Source organism: Streptomyces sp. NPDC051963 (assembly GCF_044593495.1).
Taxonomy (GTDB): Bacteria; Actinomycetota; Actinomycetes; order Streptomycetales; family Streptomycetaceae; genus Streptomyces.
This window is the reverse complement of sequence record NZ_JBIUCC010000008.1, coordinates 160,787-174,316: the sequence shown is the minus strand read 5'-3', so window position 1 is coordinate 174,316 and position 13,530 is coordinate 160,787. Positions and strand designations below refer to the sequence as shown.

The following is a 13,530-nucleotide window of genomic DNA, read 5'->3' as shown; positions in this document are numbered from 1 at the left end:
TCCCCCGTACGTGATGTGAAAGGTCCCTGACGTCCCCATGTCTGCCAAGCTCCCCACACGCACCCGTTCCACCGCCGTCGTCATCTCCGCCGCCGCACTGGTCTCCGTGGCAGCACTCCTCGCCGCCCTCGCCCCCGAGGCCTCAGCAGCCCCCGCCCTCCCGCTTCCCCTCTCCATCGCCGGAGCCGCCGGCGACCCTCTCGTCAACGTCGACGGACACGTCTTCGCCCAGCCCCTGGTCAACAACCTCGACCTGCCCCACCTGAAGTAGCCCGACCGCCAGGCCAGACGTCCGCAGGTCACACCCGGCCCGCCCAGTCCGAAGCAACCCGGCGCACCGATGGCTGTCCCCACTCCAGCCGCACAACCTCGGCATGCCGAGCCGCCCGGTCCGCCGTCGCTGAGGGCGACCGACCGCCGAGGCAGACGTCCGCAGGTCACACCCGGCCCGCCCAGTCCGAAGCCGTCCGCCGCAAGCGGTAGCTGTCCCCCTCCAGCCGCACGAGCTCGGCGTGGTGGGCCAGGCGGTCCACCATCGCCGGGGCGGTGGGGCCGCCGAAGACCTCGTCCCATCTGTCGAGCGGGCGGTCGCTGGTGACGATCAGCGATCCCCGTTCGTAGCGGTGGGCGACCAGTTGGAAGAAGAGTCGGGAGGTGTCCGCTTCGAAGGGGACGTAGCCGATCTCGTCGACGATCAGCAGGGGGCAGGCGTCGAGGTCGGCCAGTTGCTCGGGGAGCCGGCCCGCGGTGTGCGCGGCGGTCAGGCGGGCGGCCCATCCGGCGGCCGTGTCGAAGAGCACCCGGTGTCCGGCCTCGCAGGCGCGCACGCCGAGCGCGAGGGCCAGATGTGTCTTGCCGGTGCCGGGCGGCCCGACGAACACCACGTTGGCGCGGTCCCCGACGAAGTCCAGCTTGCCGAGCCGCGCCACCGTCTCCCGGTCGAAGGCCCGGGGATGCTCGGCGTCGAACTCCTCCAGCAGCTTCCGGGCCGGGAACCCGGCGGCCCGGATCCGCTCCTCGGCCCCCGTCTCCACGGCGGGCGGTCCCGCCTGGGCCGGAATCGGCGCGGCGGGAGGCGGGACGGCCCGGTGTTCGTGCGGCCGGTGCCGGTCACGCTCGGCATGTGCGGCCATCGGCCCCGACATGTACGCCAGAATCGCCGCCGAGGCGATGAACGCCATATGGATCACCGTCCCCCACAGCAGCGAGTGCCGCGGGGTGTGGTGCACATCCACGAACATCTGGAGCAGATGGACGGAGGAGATGCCCACGATGGCGGTGGCGAGCTTGACCTTCAGCACGTTGGAGTTGACGTGCGAGAGCCATTCCGGCTGGTCGCGGTGGCCCTGGAGGCCGATGCGCGACACGAAGGTCTCGTAGCCGCCGACGATCACCATGATCAGCAGATTGGCGATCATGACGACGTCGACCAGTTTCAGCACGGCGAGCATGACGTAGGTCTCGTTCGCCTGCCCGGTGACGCACCGCAGGATTAAGGTCCACAGCTCGTTGAAGAACTTGTAGACATAGACCCCCTGGGCGGCCACCAGGCCGAAGTACAGCGGGGCCTGAAGCCAGCGAGTGGCGAACAGGGCGTACCCCAGAGTGGTGGAGGGCGTGGACGGATCACGGGTGAGGAGCTGCACGGTCGGCCATTCTTCGCATTCGCCGCCGTACAGGTGAAACCACGCCACTCACAGGAATGAATAGACATCCTGTACGACGGGACACCCGACCCCGCCCTGACCGGGAAACGATCAGGCACACTGGACGTTTGGCCGACTCGGCCTTACGGAAGGATGCCGCGCGTGAACGGTCCCCTCATCGTCCAGTCCGACAAGACGCTGCTCCTGGAAGTCGACCACGAGCAGGCCGACGACTGCCGTCGCGCCATCGCGCCCTTCGCCGAGCTGGAGCGGGCACCGGAGCACATCCACACCTACCGGGTGACGCCCCTCGGACTGTGGAACGCGCGGGCGGCCGGACACGACGCCGAGCAGGTCGTCGACGCGCTGGTGCAGTACAGCCGCTACCCGGTGCCGCACGCGCTGCTGGTCGACGTCGCCGAGACGATGGACCGGTACGGGCGGCTGACCCTGTCCAAGCACCCGACGCACGGCCTGGTCCTGACGACCACCGACCGCCCGGTCCTGGAGGAGATCCTGCGCTCCAAGCGGGTCGCCCCGCTGGTCGGCGCCCGGATCGACCCGGACACCGTCGCCGTGCACCCCTCCGAGCGCGGGCAGATCAAGCAGACGCTGCTGAAGCTGGGCTGGCCGGCCGAGGACCTCGCCGGATACGTCGACGGCGAGGCGCACCCGATCGAGCTGCACGAGGACGGCTGGGCGCTCCGGCCGTACCAGAAGCAGGCCGTGGAGAACTTCTGGCACGGCGGCAGCGGTGTCGTCGTGCTGCCCTGCGGGGCCGGTAAGACGCTGGTCGGCGCCGGGTCCATGGCCCAGGCGAAGTCCACCACCCTGATCCTCGTCACCAACACCGTCTCGGCCCGGCAGTGGAAGCACGAGCTGGTGAAGCGGACCTCGCTGACCGAGGACGAGATCGGCGAGTACAGCGGCACGAAGAAGGAGATCCGGCCGGTCACCATCGCGACGTACCAGGTGCTGACGACCAAGCGGAAGGGCGTCTATCCGCACCTGGAGCTGTTCGACTCCCGCGACTGGGGGCTGATCCTCTACGACGAGGTGCATCTGCTGCCCGCGCCGGTCTTCAAGTTCACGGCGGATCTTCAGGCGCGGCGCCGGCTCGGGCTGACGGCGACGCTGGTCCGGGAGGACGGCCGGGAGTCGGACGTGTTCTCGCTGATCGGGCCGAAGCGTTTTGACGCTCCCTGGAAGGAGATCGAGGCGCAGGGCTATATCGCGCCCGCCGACTGCGTGGAGGTACGGGTCAATCTCACCGACGCCGAGCGGCTGGCGTACGCCACCGCCGAGCAGGAGGAGAAGTACCGCTTCTGCGCGACGACCGACACCAAGCGCAAGGTCACGGAGGCGCTGGTCCGGCGTTTCGCCGGGATGCAGACCCTGGTCATCGGCCAGTACATCGACCAACTCGACGAGCTGGGCGAGCACTTGAACGCCCCCGTGATCAAGGGCGAGACCTCCAACGCCCAGCGCGAGAAGCTCTTCGAGGCCTTCCGGCAGGGCGAGATCAGCGTCCTGGTCGTCTCGAAGGTCGCGAACTTCTCCATCGACCTGCCGGAGGCGACGGTCGCCATCCAGGTGTCGGGGACCTTCGGGTCGCGTCAGGAGGAGGCGCAGCGGCTGGGACGGGTGCTCAGGCCCAAGGCCGACGGACACCAGGCCCACTTCTACTCGGTGGTGGCGCGGGACACGATCGACCAGGACTTCGCCGCGCACCGGCAGCGGTTCCTCGCGGAGCAGGGGTACGCCTACCGGATCATCGACGCGGACGAGTTGCTGGCGGAGAGCTGACTCAGTTCCTGCGGCGGACGCCGACTTCCTCGCTGTACTCGCCGAGGATGACGACGTCGAGGGCGGCGCCCGCGAAGACCTTGACGGCACGCAGGGCGTCGCCGAGGCGGTGACGGTGCTGGGCGGGAGTCACGGAGGTCGCACCTGAGGCGCGGCCGGGGGCTGGGGTGAAGGTTGCTGCGCTCATGTATCCATGGTGACTCTCCCCCCATAAGGAGGGCATCGGTCTCTGGGGCGAACCCGTACCGCCCGTTCGTACGCCTCCGGGCCTAGCCATGCCCCTTAGGGCGGAGAGCGCGTTCCCCTAGGGGATGACGGGCGGGACGGAAAAACCGTTGGCATCCGCCTCTCGCGCCGACCTAGAATCTCCGCTCTTGTCTGGATCCAACGGAGGCACCCCTTGTCCACGCCGTCGTCCGCCGATCCCCTCTCACGAGAGCGCTCCCATCTCTCCTCCTCCCGTGCCGCCCTGCGGGCGATGCGCGAGGACGTCGAGTCCCTCGACATCAACGACGTCACCGCGAACTGGGTCAACGCCGAGGTGCTGGCCCACCAGATCGGCGAGCGCATCAAGGCCCTCGCCGACCTCAGTGACACCCCGCTGTTCTTCGGCCGGCTGGACTATCTGCACGCACCGGGTGCCGAGCGGGCGGAGGGGGCCGAGGGCGAGCGGTTCTACATCGGGCGCCGACATGTGCACGACCACGACGGCGACCCCATGGTCATCGACTGGCGCGCTCCGGTGTCCCAACCCTTCTACCGGGCCTCGAAGAAGGACCCGATGGACATCGCGCTGCGCCGCCGCTTCGGGTACACGGGCGGCGATCTCACCGCGTACGAGGACGAGCACCTCTCCGACCCTGCTGAGGCGGCCCGCACCAGCAAGCTGCTCCAGCAGGAGATCGAGCGCCCGCGCGTCGGCCCGATGCGCGACATCGTGGCGACGATCCAGCCGGAGCAGGACGAGATCGTACGAAGCGGCCTGGGCGGGACCGTGTGCGTACAGGGCGGGCCGGGCACCGGAAAGACGGCCGTCGGCCTGCACCGGGTGGCCTACCTCCTCTACGCCCACCGCGAGCGGCTCGCCCGCACCGGCACGCTCGTCATCGGGCCGAACCGCTCCTTCCTGCACTACATCGAGCAAGTGCTCCCCGCCCTGGGGGAGTTGGCGGTCCGCCAGGCGACGGTCGACGACCTCGTGGCGCACGTCGAGGTGCGGGGCACCGATGACTCGGCGGCCGCGGTGATCAAGGGCGACGCGAGGATGGCGGGCGTACTGCGACGCGCCGTCCGCTCCCATGTGACCATGCCCACCGAGCCGGTCGTCGTCGTGCGCGGTTCGCGCCGGTGGCGGGTCCCGGCGTACGAACTGGCGGGCATCGTCAGTGAGTTGCTCGACCGCGACATCCGCTACGGCGCCGCCCGCGAGGCCCTCCCCCAGCGCATCGCGCACGCCGTCCTGGTGCAGATGGAACGCTCCGGGGAGGCCCCGGACGACCGAGTGCAGGACGCCGTCGCCCGCAACGCCGCGGTGAAGGCGGCCGTGAAGGGGATCTGGCCGCCGGTGGACCCGGCGAAGCTGGTGCTGCGGCTGCTGACGGACGCGGACTTCCTCGCCGTGCACGCGGCGGGTGTCCTCACCGAGGACGAGCAGAAGACGATCCAGTGGTCGAAGCCGGTGCGGTCGGTCAAGGCCGCCAAGTGGTCCGCCGCGGACGCCGTGCTGATCGACGAGGCGACGGATCTGGTGCAGCGCACGCACTCACTCGGGCATGTGGTGCTGGACGAGGCGCAGGACCTCTCCCCCATGCAGTACCGCGCGGTCGGCCGCCGCTGCACCACCGGTTCGGCGACGGTCCTCGGCGATCTGGCGCAGGGTACGACGCCCTGGGCGACACGGAGTTGGGACGAGGCGCTCGGCCACCTGGGGAAGACGGACGCCGTCGTCGAGGAGCTGACGGCCGGTTTCCGTGTGCCGACGGACGTCATCACGTACGCGTCCAAGCTGCTTCCGCACATTGCGCCGGGGCTGACGCCGGTGGCGTCGGTCCGGGAGAACCCGGGGTTCTTCGAGGTCCGTCCGGTCTCCGGCTCGGAGGAAGTGGTGGCTGCCTGCGAGGAGTTGCTGCGCAATGAGGGGTCCACGGGCCTGATCGCGGCGGACGCGCGGGTCGCCGTGCTGGCCGAGGCGCTGGCGGAGGCCGGGATCGGTTACCTGGCGCCGGGTGAGGAGACGACGGCCGAGACCCGCCTGACGCTGGTCCCGGCGTCGCTTGCGAAGGGGCTTGAGTACGACTACGTGGTGCTCGATGAGCCGCAGGCGGTGGTGAATGGTGAGCCGGATGAGCGGACGGGGCTGCGGCGGTTGTATGTGGGGCTGACCCGGGCGGTCTCGGGGTTGATCGTGACGCATGCGGGCGCCTTGCCGGCGGAGTTGTGAGTTTTTCGGTTGTTTGTCGGGTGCCGGCCGGTGAGGGCTGGTCGCGCAGTTCCCCGCGCCCCTAAGGGCGATTCGGTCAGCGTTCGTCCAGGACTTGGCGCCACTCTCGTACCGCTTCCGCCGAGACCGGGTGCTCCCAGCCCTGTGGCCTCGCCGCGCCGCCGATGTGGAATGCGTCGATCCCGGCGGCTTGGAGCACCGTCACATGGTCCAGCCGTAGGGCGCCGCCCACCAGGATCTGCTGCTCGTACCCCGGCTCACCGCGTCGTGACGCCTCTGCGAGCAGCGTGGGGAGGCCGTCGTCGACGCCCGTTGCGGAACCGGCCGTGAGGTAGGTGTCGAGGCCCGGCAGGTCGGCGATGTGCTTGCGCAGGGCGTCGCGGTCGCCGGCCCGGTCGATCGCCCGATGGAAGGTCCAGCGGCAGCCGTCCAGCTCGGCCACGACCCGTTCCACGGCGTCGAGGTCCACGTCGCCCTCCGCGTCCAGGAATCCGAGCACGAACTGGTCCGCCCCCGCCTCCCGCAGCTCGCGGGCGACGCCCACCAGCCGTCCGACATCGCCCGCGGCGAAGCCGTCCGCGAGTCGCAGCATCACGCGCAGGTCGATGTCGACCGCGGAACGGATCCCGGCGAAGGTCGTGGCGGACGGGGTGAGGCCGTCCGCCGCCATGTCGGTGACCAGTTCGAGGCGATCGGCGCCTCCGGCCTGGGCGGCGACCGCGTCCTCGGCGTCGAGGGCGATCACCTCCAGGACTGCACGCTTGCTCATGGGACCCCATTCGTCGGGCGGCTACAGGTCTAGTCCAATCAAAGACTACGCCCGCCCGCCGGGCCCGACGCCGCTCACCCGAAGATGTTGAGCTCCCCCTCCTTCACCCCCGCCAGCTCGTACGCGGCGCCCGAGGCCGGACGGCCCGAGTACAGCCGCAGGAGCGTCGGCGCGTCGCCGATGAACCGCGCCGGTGTGCGCACCCCGGACACGTCGCCCAGCCGCACCGGCTCGTCGACGTCGTCGAGGTCGGCGTGCAACGGCAGATGCCCCCGGTCGCGGGTCACCCGGACCAGCAGTTCCAGCGCGTCCGGCAGCCCCGCACCGGCATACGCTCCCGGCTCCCCCCACGCCTCCCGGACGTCCCCGGCGTGCACCCACTCGCCGAGCGCGATGCCGTCCAGCGCCCCGCCCGCACCGGCGATCACCGGCCCTGCGCCGGTCATCCCGCGCTCCAGCTCGTCGACGATCTGCGCGTTCGTCCGGTCGGCGCGCTCGGCGATGTCCCGGTCGTTCGCCTCGGGCGAGAAGACGCCCTGCTCGAACCGGTTCTCCACCACCCGCAGCAGCGCGGCCGAACAGTGCGCCAGCACATCCCGCACACTCCACCCCGGACAGGCGGCGACCGGCAGCGCGTAGTCCGGGTCCGGCCGCCCCCGCAGCAGCGGAACCAGCGCGTCCCGCTCGATCGTCAGCAGCCGTCCGGGCAGTTCAGGGTCGCGTACGTCAGCAGAAGTCATGCCCCACACGCTAGGGCGCACGGCCCTCGTCACGGGAGAATGGACACATGCCCGACCTCGACGCCCTCCGCACCCGCTTCACCGGGGCCCTGCGAGCGGCCCGCGCGCCCGTGGACTCCCCCGACCCCGCCCCGTACGCGAACGACCTCCTCACCCGCTGGCAGGAACCCCAGCGCCGGTACCACACGCTCACGCACCTCACCGCGGTCCTCGACCACATCGACGTCCTGGAGAAGCACGCGGACGACCCGGACGTCGTACGGCTGGCGGCGTGGTTCCATGACGCGGTGTACCTCCCGGACCGGTCCGAGAACGAGGAGCGGTCGGCGCGTCTCGCCGAGCGCGCGCTGCCGGAGGGTGGTCTGTCCGCCGCGAAGACCGCCGAGGTCGCCCGGCTGGTCCGGCTCACCGTCACCCACGCCCCGGTCGGCGAGGACCGTGACGGCCAGGTGCTGTGCGACGCCGACCTGGCGATCCTCGCGTCCGCGCCGTCCGGGTACGCCGCCTACACCGCGGCCGTCCGCGAGGAGTACCACTTCGTGCCGAACGACGCCTTCCGCGACGGCCGTTCGGCGATCCTCCGTCAGCTCCTCGACCTGCCCCGTCTGTTCCACACGCCGTACGGCGAGCGGGAGTGGGAGGCGACGGCCCGGTACAACCTGCGGTCGGAGCTGGAAATGCTGTCGCTCGGCTGAGGTCCGTCGCCTAGCCTGCACCGCATGCGGAACACGGGTGGGGATCGGGTGCAGGAAGCCGTTGCGGGCTGCGTCGCCGTACTGCGGACGGCCACGGACCGGGACTGGGAGGGCGTCAAGGCCGGTGGGCTGACGTGGAGTTGCCGCGACACCGCGTTCCACATCGCCGAGGACCTGCTCGCGTACGCCGGCCAGCTCGCCGGACGTGCGCAGGATCGGTACGTCCCGTTCGAGATCGTCCCCGAGGACGGTGTCGACAACGCGGGCGTGCTCGACGTGATCGAGACGACCGGCGCCCTGTTCAAGGCCACCCTGCACACCACCTCTCGCGAGGTGCGCGCGTTCCACCCGTACCCGTTCCGCAACGCGAACCGCGAGGGCTTCGCGGCGATGGGGATCGCGGAGGTGCTCGTGCACACGCATGACATCGCCGAGGGACTGGGCCTGGCGTACGAACCCTCCGCGGAGCTCTGCGAGTTCGTCCTCACCACGATCTTCCCGCACGTCCGCCCCGGCCCCGCCCCCTGGCCCACCCTGCTGTGGGCCACCGGCCGCGGCGAGCTGCCCGGTCGCGCGCCCGTCACCCAGTGGCGCTGGCACAACAACCTGGTGCTCCCCGCCGACCGCCTCACCCTGGAGGGCGTCACCCCCGCGGCCGCCGCCGACCTGCACGAGGGCGGCGACGGCGGGTTCGAGTGGGTCGACGGCGAGCCGTTCGAGGGCACCCGGGTGGCCGCCGGGCTGCTGCTGAAGGCGTACGAAGAGGGCGTGCTCCGGCCGGAGTTCGGTGTGTTCGTCCTCGTACGGCGGGAGGACGGCCGTGCGGTCGGCGGGATGGGCTTCCACGCGGCGCCGGACGAGGCGGGCGAGGTGGAGATCGGCTACGACCTGGTCGAGGGCGGCCGTGGCAGCGGCTACGCCACGGAGGCGCTGCGCACACTGTCGACGTGGGCCCTGGCCCGGGACGACGTACGGCGGATCCTCGCGAAGGTCGAACAGGACAATCTGCCGTCGCAGCGCGTGGTGACCCGCGCCGGATTCACCAAGGTGGGCGAGGACGACGGACTGTTCATCCACGAACTCCGAGGCTAGGGCCTGTCCGGCGGATCAGGCCGGCCTTAGTAAGCGGTGCCTGTCAGCGCGGGTGAGCGGGGCCTGGTGCGTGCAGCTGCAAGGCGGAGGAGGGCGGCGACGCGGAGCGTCGTCAACCGACGACAACGCCGCAGATGTGCGTGCCAGGCCCCGCGACACCGGCATGATCCGCCGGACAGGCCCTAGGGCCGCCCCTTCGGCCTCCGCAGCCCCGCCCCCGTCAGCAGCCGCACCACATCCCGGCTGCTGACCTCCACCGCCCCGGCGGCCACCGCATCCGCGTAACGATGCGACGGGATGTCGTAGTGATCCCGCTCGAAGGCGCGCCGGGGCACGCCCAACTCCTCGGCGAAGCCGTGCAGTTCGTCGTACGACACGTCGCTCACGAGGTGGGACCACATACGGCCGTGTCCCGGCCAGGTGGGCGGGTCGATGTAGACCGTCACGAGGGGACCGCTCCGCCGGGGGCCGACCCGAGGGCGCCGACGGAGGCGACCCGCACGCCCGCCTTGTGGCACACCCAGTGCGGGTCGGGCCCGAGCTCCGGCTCGACGTCGAGCGCGTGCGGGTCGCCGGAGCCGCAGACCGGGCACAGCGGCCAGCGGCCGTACCGCTCCAGCAGCGCGTCCTGCACGTCCTGGGCGACCAGCCCGGCCACGTACTCGGCGCCCTCCGGCCACTGCTCGACCCACCAGCGGCGCTGTACGACGGACTCCTCGACCAGCGACACCACATCCGCCTCGGCGACATCGCCCGCGACGAGATCGGCGAGCACGAGGGCGCGTGCCGCGTGCAACGCCTGCTCAAGGGGGCTGACAGGGGAGCCGGTGGGATCCATGCCTCCATTGTGCGCACTCTTGACCACGACACCGAGCCGAAAATATCTTTCAAGGGTGACCCAGAACGTGAAGGAAATTTTCTCCACCGGCTCCGGAGCCGCGCCGCCCGCGCCCGCCGCCCTCGCGGCGAAGGTGCGCACCCTCGCCCCCTCCATGACCCGTTCCATGCAGCGCGTCGCCGAAGCCGTCGCCCACGACCCGGCAGGCTGCGCCGCCCTCACGGTCACCGGCCTCGCCGAACTCACCGGCACCAGCGAGGCGACCGTCGTGCGCACCGCCCGTCTGCTCGGTTACCCCGGCTACCGCGATCTGCGCCTCGCCCTCGCCGGGCTCGCCGCACAACAGCAGTCCGGGCGGGCGCCCGCGCTCACCACCGACATCGCCGTCGACGACCCGATCGCCGACGTGGTCGCCAAGCTCGCCTACGACGAACAGCAGACCCTCGCCGACACGGCGGCCGGGCTGGACACGGTGCAGCTGGGCGCGGCCGTGACGGCGCTGGCCTCCGCGCGCCGCACCGATGTGTACGGGATCGGGGCGTCGGGGCTGGTCGCCCAGGACCTCACCCAGAAGCTGCTGCGCATAGGTCTGATAGCCCACGCGCACAGCGATCCGCACCTTGCCGTGACCAACGCGGTGCAACTCCGCGCGGGGGACGTGGCGATCGCGATCACGCACTCCGGGTCCACGGGGGATGTCATCGAGCCGCTGCGGGTCGCGTTCGAGCACGGGGCCACGACGATTGCGATCACGGGGCGGCCGGGCGGGTCGGTGTCCCAGTACGCCGATCATGTGCTCACCACGTCCACGGCCCGGGAGAGTGAACTTCGGCCCGCGGCGATGTCGTCGCGTACGAGTCAGCTGCTGGTGGTGGACTGCTTGTTCATCGGGGTTGCGCAGCGGACGTACGAGACGGCTGCGCCGGCGTTGTCGGCGTCCTATGAGGCGTTGGCTCATCGGCATCGGAACGGTTCGCGGTAGACCGTAGGTCTGAATCGTCACGGGCGGCTGCGGGTCCGTCGTGGCTGGTCGCGCCCGCGCGGCGGAGCCGCATATTGACACAGCCCCGCGCCCCTGGGCCAAACACCTCACCGCACATGAGAAAGAGCCGCCTCCATGACTTCCACCTCTCCTCACCGCGACGTCCGTGCCGAGCTGGAATCGCTGACCACCGAAGCCTTTCGGCCCGAACTCTCCGAGATCGATCAGCTGCCCACCCTTGAGATCGCCCGGCTGATGAATGCCGAAGACGCCACCGTGCCTGCCGCGCTCGCCTCGCGGCTGCCGCAGATCGCCGCGGCCATCGACGACATCGCGGAGCGTATGTCGCGCGGCGGCCGACTCGTCTACGCGGGCGCCGGTACCGCCGGCCGGCTCGGTGTCCTGGACGCCTCCGAGTGCCCGCCCACGTTCAACACGGACCCCTCCCAGGTCGTGGGTCTGATCGCGGGCGGACCTGACGCCGTGGTCACGTCCGTCGAAGGGGCCGAGGACTCCAGCGAGCTGGCGAGACGGGACCTCGACGCGCTCGGACTGCGGGACGTGGACACGGTGGTCGGTGTCTCGGCCTCCGGCCGCACCCCGTACGCCATCGGCGCCGTCGAGCACGCCCGGGGGCTGGGCGCGCTGACCGTCGGCCTGTCCTGCAACGCGGACAGCGCGCTCGCGGCGGCGGCCGAGCACGGCATCGAGATCGTGGCCGGACCGGAGCTGCTGACCGGGTCGACCCGGCTGAAGGCGGGCACGGCGCAGAAGCTGGTGCTCAACATGCTGTCCACGATCACGATGATCCGGCTGGGCAAGACGTACGGGAACCTGATGGTCGACGTACGCGCGTCGAACGAGAAGCTGCGCGCCCGCTCCCGCCGTATCGTCGCGCTCGCCACCGGCGCGTCGGACGACGAGATCGAGGCCGCCCTCGCTGCCACGGACGGCGAGGTGAAGAACGCCATCCTGACCATCCTCACCGGCGTGGACGGCCCGACGGCCGCCCGCCTTCTGGAGGAGTCCGGCGGCCATCTGCGCGCCGCGCTGGCCGCGGCGAGGGGCTGACCCGCACGCTCACCGCATGCACACCTCCGCATCCACGGCCGCCGCCCTGCTTCCCCTGGTCGGCGGCCCCGCGAACGTCACCTCCGTCGCCCACTGCATGACGCGCCTCCGCCTGGGCCTCGCCGACCGCGCCCTGGTCGACGACGAAGCCGTACGGGCGGTGCCCGGTGTCCTCGGCGTGGTCGCCGACGACGACACGTATCAGATCGTGCTGGGGCCGGGGGTGGTGGCGAGGGTGACGCCGGAGTTCGAGGCGCTGCTCACGGCGGCGGGCGAACTGGGCCTGAAGGGCACCGAGTTGAAGGAGGCGCAGCGCCGGCGCAACGCGACGCCGCTCAAGCAGACCCTGCGCCGCGTCGCGAACATCTTCGTCCCCCTCATCCCCGCCCTGATCGGCTGCGGCATCCTCGCCGGCGTCAACGGCCTCCTGACCAACGCGGGTTGGCTCCCGGCGCTCACCCCCGCCCTCGCCGCCATCGCCTCCGCCTTCATGGCACTGATCGCCGTCTTCGTCGGCTACAACACGGCGAAGGAGTTCGGCGGCACCCCGGTGCTGGGCGGGGCGGTGGCGGCGATCGTCGTGTATCCCGGGGTGGCGAAGGTGACGGCGTTCGGGGTGACGCTGGCGCCGGGCCAGGGCGGGGTACTGGGCGCGCTGGCCGCCGCGCTGCTGGGCACGTATGTGGAGCGCTGGTGCCGCACCTGGATCCCCGAGACCCTCGACGTCCTCCTCACCCCGACCCTGACCGTCCTCGTCTCCGGCCTGGCCACGCTCTACGGCCTCATGTACGTGGCCGGCGAGGTCTCCACCACCATCGGCACAGCCGCGAACTGGCTCCTCACGACGACCGGCGCACTCGCCGGCCTGATCCTCGGCGGCCTGTTCCTCCCCCTGGTGATGCTGGGCCTCCACCAGGCACTGATCCCGGTCCATGTGACGTTGATCGAAGAACAGGGCCACACCACCCTCCTCCCCATCCTCGCCATGGCAGGCGCCGGACAGGTGGGCGCGGCACTCGCCGTCTACGTCCGCCTGCGCCACGACACCTCCATCCGCACCACCATCAAGTCAGCCCTCCCCGCAGGCCTGTTGGGCGTCGGCGAACCCCTGATCTACGGCGTCTCCCTCCCCCTGGGCCGCCCCTTCCTGACCGCCTGCGCGGGCGGCGCGGCGGGCGGCGCCTTCGTCGGCCTCTTCGCGATGCTCGGCGAACACGTGGGCGCAACAGCGATCGGCCCCTCGGGCTGGGCCCTGTTCCCGCTGCTGGCGGGGAACGGGGGTTGGGCGGTGACGGTGCCGGTGTACGCGGGCGGGCTGCTGACCGGGTACGGGGTGGGATTCGCGGCGACGTACCTCTTCGGAGGCCTGACACGGGGAACTGCGCGACCAGCCACGACGGACCCGCAGATGACCGATAACCCCTCGCGGCACGGAGCGCAGAGCACGTAAG

At 71.1% G+C, this 13,530-nt stretch carries 14 protein-coding genes; 8 read left to right on the top strand and 6 right to left on the bottom strand.

Going from position 1 to position 13,530, the window contains the following annotated elements; genetic code table 11:
• Positions 1 to 37: 37 nt before the first annotated feature.
• The gene (locus ACIHFB_RS32210; RefSeq protein WP_400128806.1) at positions 38 to 271 is read left to right on the top strand and encodes a hypothetical protein; all 234 of its coding nucleotides are present in this window, start codon (positions 38 to 40) and stop codon (positions 269 to 271) included.
• Between the two features lie 166 nt (positions 272 to 437).
• On the opposite strand, the gene istB is transcribed toward ACIHFB_RS32210, so the two are convergent.
• A complete protein-coding gene (istB, locus tag ACIHFB_RS32205; RefSeq protein ID WP_365275629.1) occupies positions 438 to 1,646 on the bottom strand; it encodes an IS21-like element helper ATPase IstB in 1,209 nt (402 codons plus the stop codon).
• A 162-nt stretch (positions 1,647 to 1,808) separates the two neighbouring features.
• On the opposite strand from istB, the gene ACIHFB_RS32200 reads away from it, so the two are divergent.
• Positions 1,809 to 3,452, top strand: coding sequence for a DNA repair helicase XPB (locus ACIHFB_RS32200; RefSeq protein WP_365275626.1), 1,644 nt, complete (start codon positions 1,809 to 1,811; stop codon positions 3,450 to 3,452).
• Position 3,453: 1 nt separating this feature from the next.
• Here the strand turns inward: ACIHFB_RS32200 and ACIHFB_RS32195 are convergent, their stop codons facing one another.
• Entirely contained in the window at positions 3,454 to 3,639 is a 186-nt protein-coding gene (locus tag ACIHFB_RS32195; RefSeq protein WP_365275623.1) for a hypothetical protein, read from the bottom strand.
• A 213-nt stretch (positions 3,640 to 3,852) separates the two neighbouring features.
• Between ACIHFB_RS32195 and ACIHFB_RS32190 the strand changes: the two genes are divergently transcribed.
• Positions 3,853 to 5,892 (top strand): HelD family protein, encoded by a 2,040-nt coding sequence (locus ACIHFB_RS32190; RefSeq protein WP_400128805.1) that lies wholly within the window; start codon positions 3,853 to 3,855, stop codon positions 5,890 to 5,892.
• Positions 5,893 to 5,968: 76 nt separating this feature from the next.
• Here ACIHFB_RS32190 and ACIHFB_RS32185 read toward each other — a convergent pair whose 3' ends face one another.
• Together ACIHFB_RS32185 and ACIHFB_RS32180 are read right to left on the bottom strand one after the other, a co-directional pair.
• Positions 5,969 to 6,661, bottom strand: coding sequence for a copper homeostasis protein CutC (locus ACIHFB_RS32185; RefSeq protein WP_365275617.1), 693 nt, complete (start codon positions 6,659 to 6,661; stop codon positions 5,969 to 5,971).
• A 74-nt stretch (positions 6,662 to 6,735) separates the two neighbouring features.
• Entirely contained in the window at positions 6,736 to 7,401 is a 666-nt protein-coding gene (locus ACIHFB_RS32180) for a maleylpyruvate isomerase family mycothiol-dependent enzyme (protein WP_400128804.1), read from the bottom strand.
• 47 nt (positions 7,402 to 7,448) lie between these two features.
• On the opposite strand from ACIHFB_RS32180, the gene ACIHFB_RS32175 reads away from it, so the two are divergent.
• Positions 7,449 to 8,096, top strand: coding sequence for a hypothetical protein (locus tag ACIHFB_RS32175; RefSeq protein ID WP_400128803.1), 648 nt, complete (start codon positions 7,449 to 7,451; stop codon positions 8,094 to 8,096).
• A gap of 24 nt (positions 8,097 to 8,120) precedes the next feature.
• A complete protein-coding gene (locus ACIHFB_RS32170) occupies positions 8,121 to 9,188 on the top strand; it encodes a GNAT family N-acetyltransferase (protein WP_400128802.1) in 1,068 nt (355 codons plus the stop codon).
• A 182-nt stretch (positions 9,189 to 9,370) separates the two neighbouring features.
• Here ACIHFB_RS32170 and ACIHFB_RS32165 read toward each other — a convergent pair whose 3' ends face one another.
• Positions 9,371 to 9,634: a DUF4031 domain-containing protein gene (locus ACIHFB_RS32165; RefSeq protein ID WP_400128801.1), complete on the bottom strand. Its 264-nt coding sequence runs from the start codon at positions 9,632 to 9,634 to the stop codon at positions 9,371 to 9,373.
• On the bottom strand, positions 9,631 to 10,026 hold the full coding sequence (locus ACIHFB_RS32160; RefSeq protein ID WP_400128800.1) for a hypothetical protein: 396 nt from the start codon (positions 10,024 to 10,026) through the stop codon (positions 9,631 to 9,633). The genes ACIHFB_RS32165 and ACIHFB_RS32160 overlap by 4 nt, the downstream gene beginning before the upstream one ends.
• 55 nt (positions 10,027 to 10,081) lie before the next feature.
• Here ACIHFB_RS32160 and ACIHFB_RS32155 point away from each other — a divergent pair, with 55 nt between their 5' ends.
• The 3 genes from ACIHFB_RS32155 (at position 10,082) to ACIHFB_RS32145 (ending at position 13,529) form a co-directional block, all read left to right on the top strand.
• On the top strand, positions 10,082 to 11,008 hold the full coding sequence (locus ACIHFB_RS32155) for a MurR/RpiR family transcriptional regulator (RefSeq protein ID WP_400128799.1): 927 nt from the start codon (positions 10,082 to 10,084) through the stop codon (positions 11,006 to 11,008).
• A gap of 135 nt (positions 11,009 to 11,143) precedes the next feature.
• Positions 11,144 to 12,079, top strand: a complete 936-nt coding sequence (gene murQ / locus ACIHFB_RS32150) for an N-acetylmuramic acid 6-phosphate etherase (protein ID WP_400128798.1) — start codon at positions 11,144 to 11,146, stop codon at positions 12,077 to 12,079.
• A gap of 16 nt (positions 12,080 to 12,095) precedes the next feature.
• On the top strand, positions 12,096 to 13,529 hold the full coding sequence (locus ACIHFB_RS32145) for a PTS transporter subunit EIIC (RefSeq protein WP_400128797.1): 1,434 nt from the start codon (positions 12,096 to 12,098) through the stop codon (positions 13,527 to 13,529).
• Position 13,530 lies beyond the last annotated feature (1 nt).

Excerpts from the sequence above, each read along its gene's own strand:
- ACIHFB_RS32210 (WP_400128806.1), top strand. The coding sequence starts at position 38 with ATGTCTGCCAAGCTCCCCACACGCACCCGTTCCACCGCCGTCGTCATC.
- ACIHFB_RS32195 (WP_365275623.1), bottom strand. The coding sequence starts at position 3,639 with ATGAGCGCAGCAACCTTCACCCCAGCCCCCGGCCGCGCCTCAGGTGCG.
- ACIHFB_RS32185 (WP_365275617.1), bottom strand. The coding sequence starts at position 6,661 with ATGAGCAAGCGTGCAGTCCTGGAGGTGATCGCCCTCGACGCCGAGGAC.
- ACIHFB_RS32180 (WP_400128804.1), bottom strand. The coding sequence starts at position 7,401 with ATGACTTCTGCTGACGTACGCGACCCTGAACTGCCCGGACGGCTGCTG.
- ACIHFB_RS32175 (WP_400128803.1), top strand. The coding sequence starts at position 7,449 with ATGCCCGACCTCGACGCCCTCCGCACCCGCTTCACCGGGGCCCTGCGA.
- ACIHFB_RS32170 (WP_400128802.1), top strand. The coding sequence starts at position 8,121 with ATGCGGAACACGGGTGGGGATCGGGTGCAGGAAGCCGTTGCGGGCTGC.
- ACIHFB_RS32160 (WP_400128800.1), bottom strand. The coding sequence starts at position 10,026 with ATGGATCCCACCGGCTCCCCTGTCAGCCCCCTTGAGCAGGCGTTGCAC.
- murQ (WP_400128798.1), top strand. The coding sequence starts at position 11,144 with ATGACTTCCACCTCTCCTCACCGCGACGTCCGTGCCGAGCTGGAATCG.
- ACIHFB_RS32145 (WP_400128797.1), top strand. The coding sequence starts at position 12,096 with ATGCACACCTCCGCATCCACGGCCGCCGCCCTGCTTCCCCTGGTCGGC.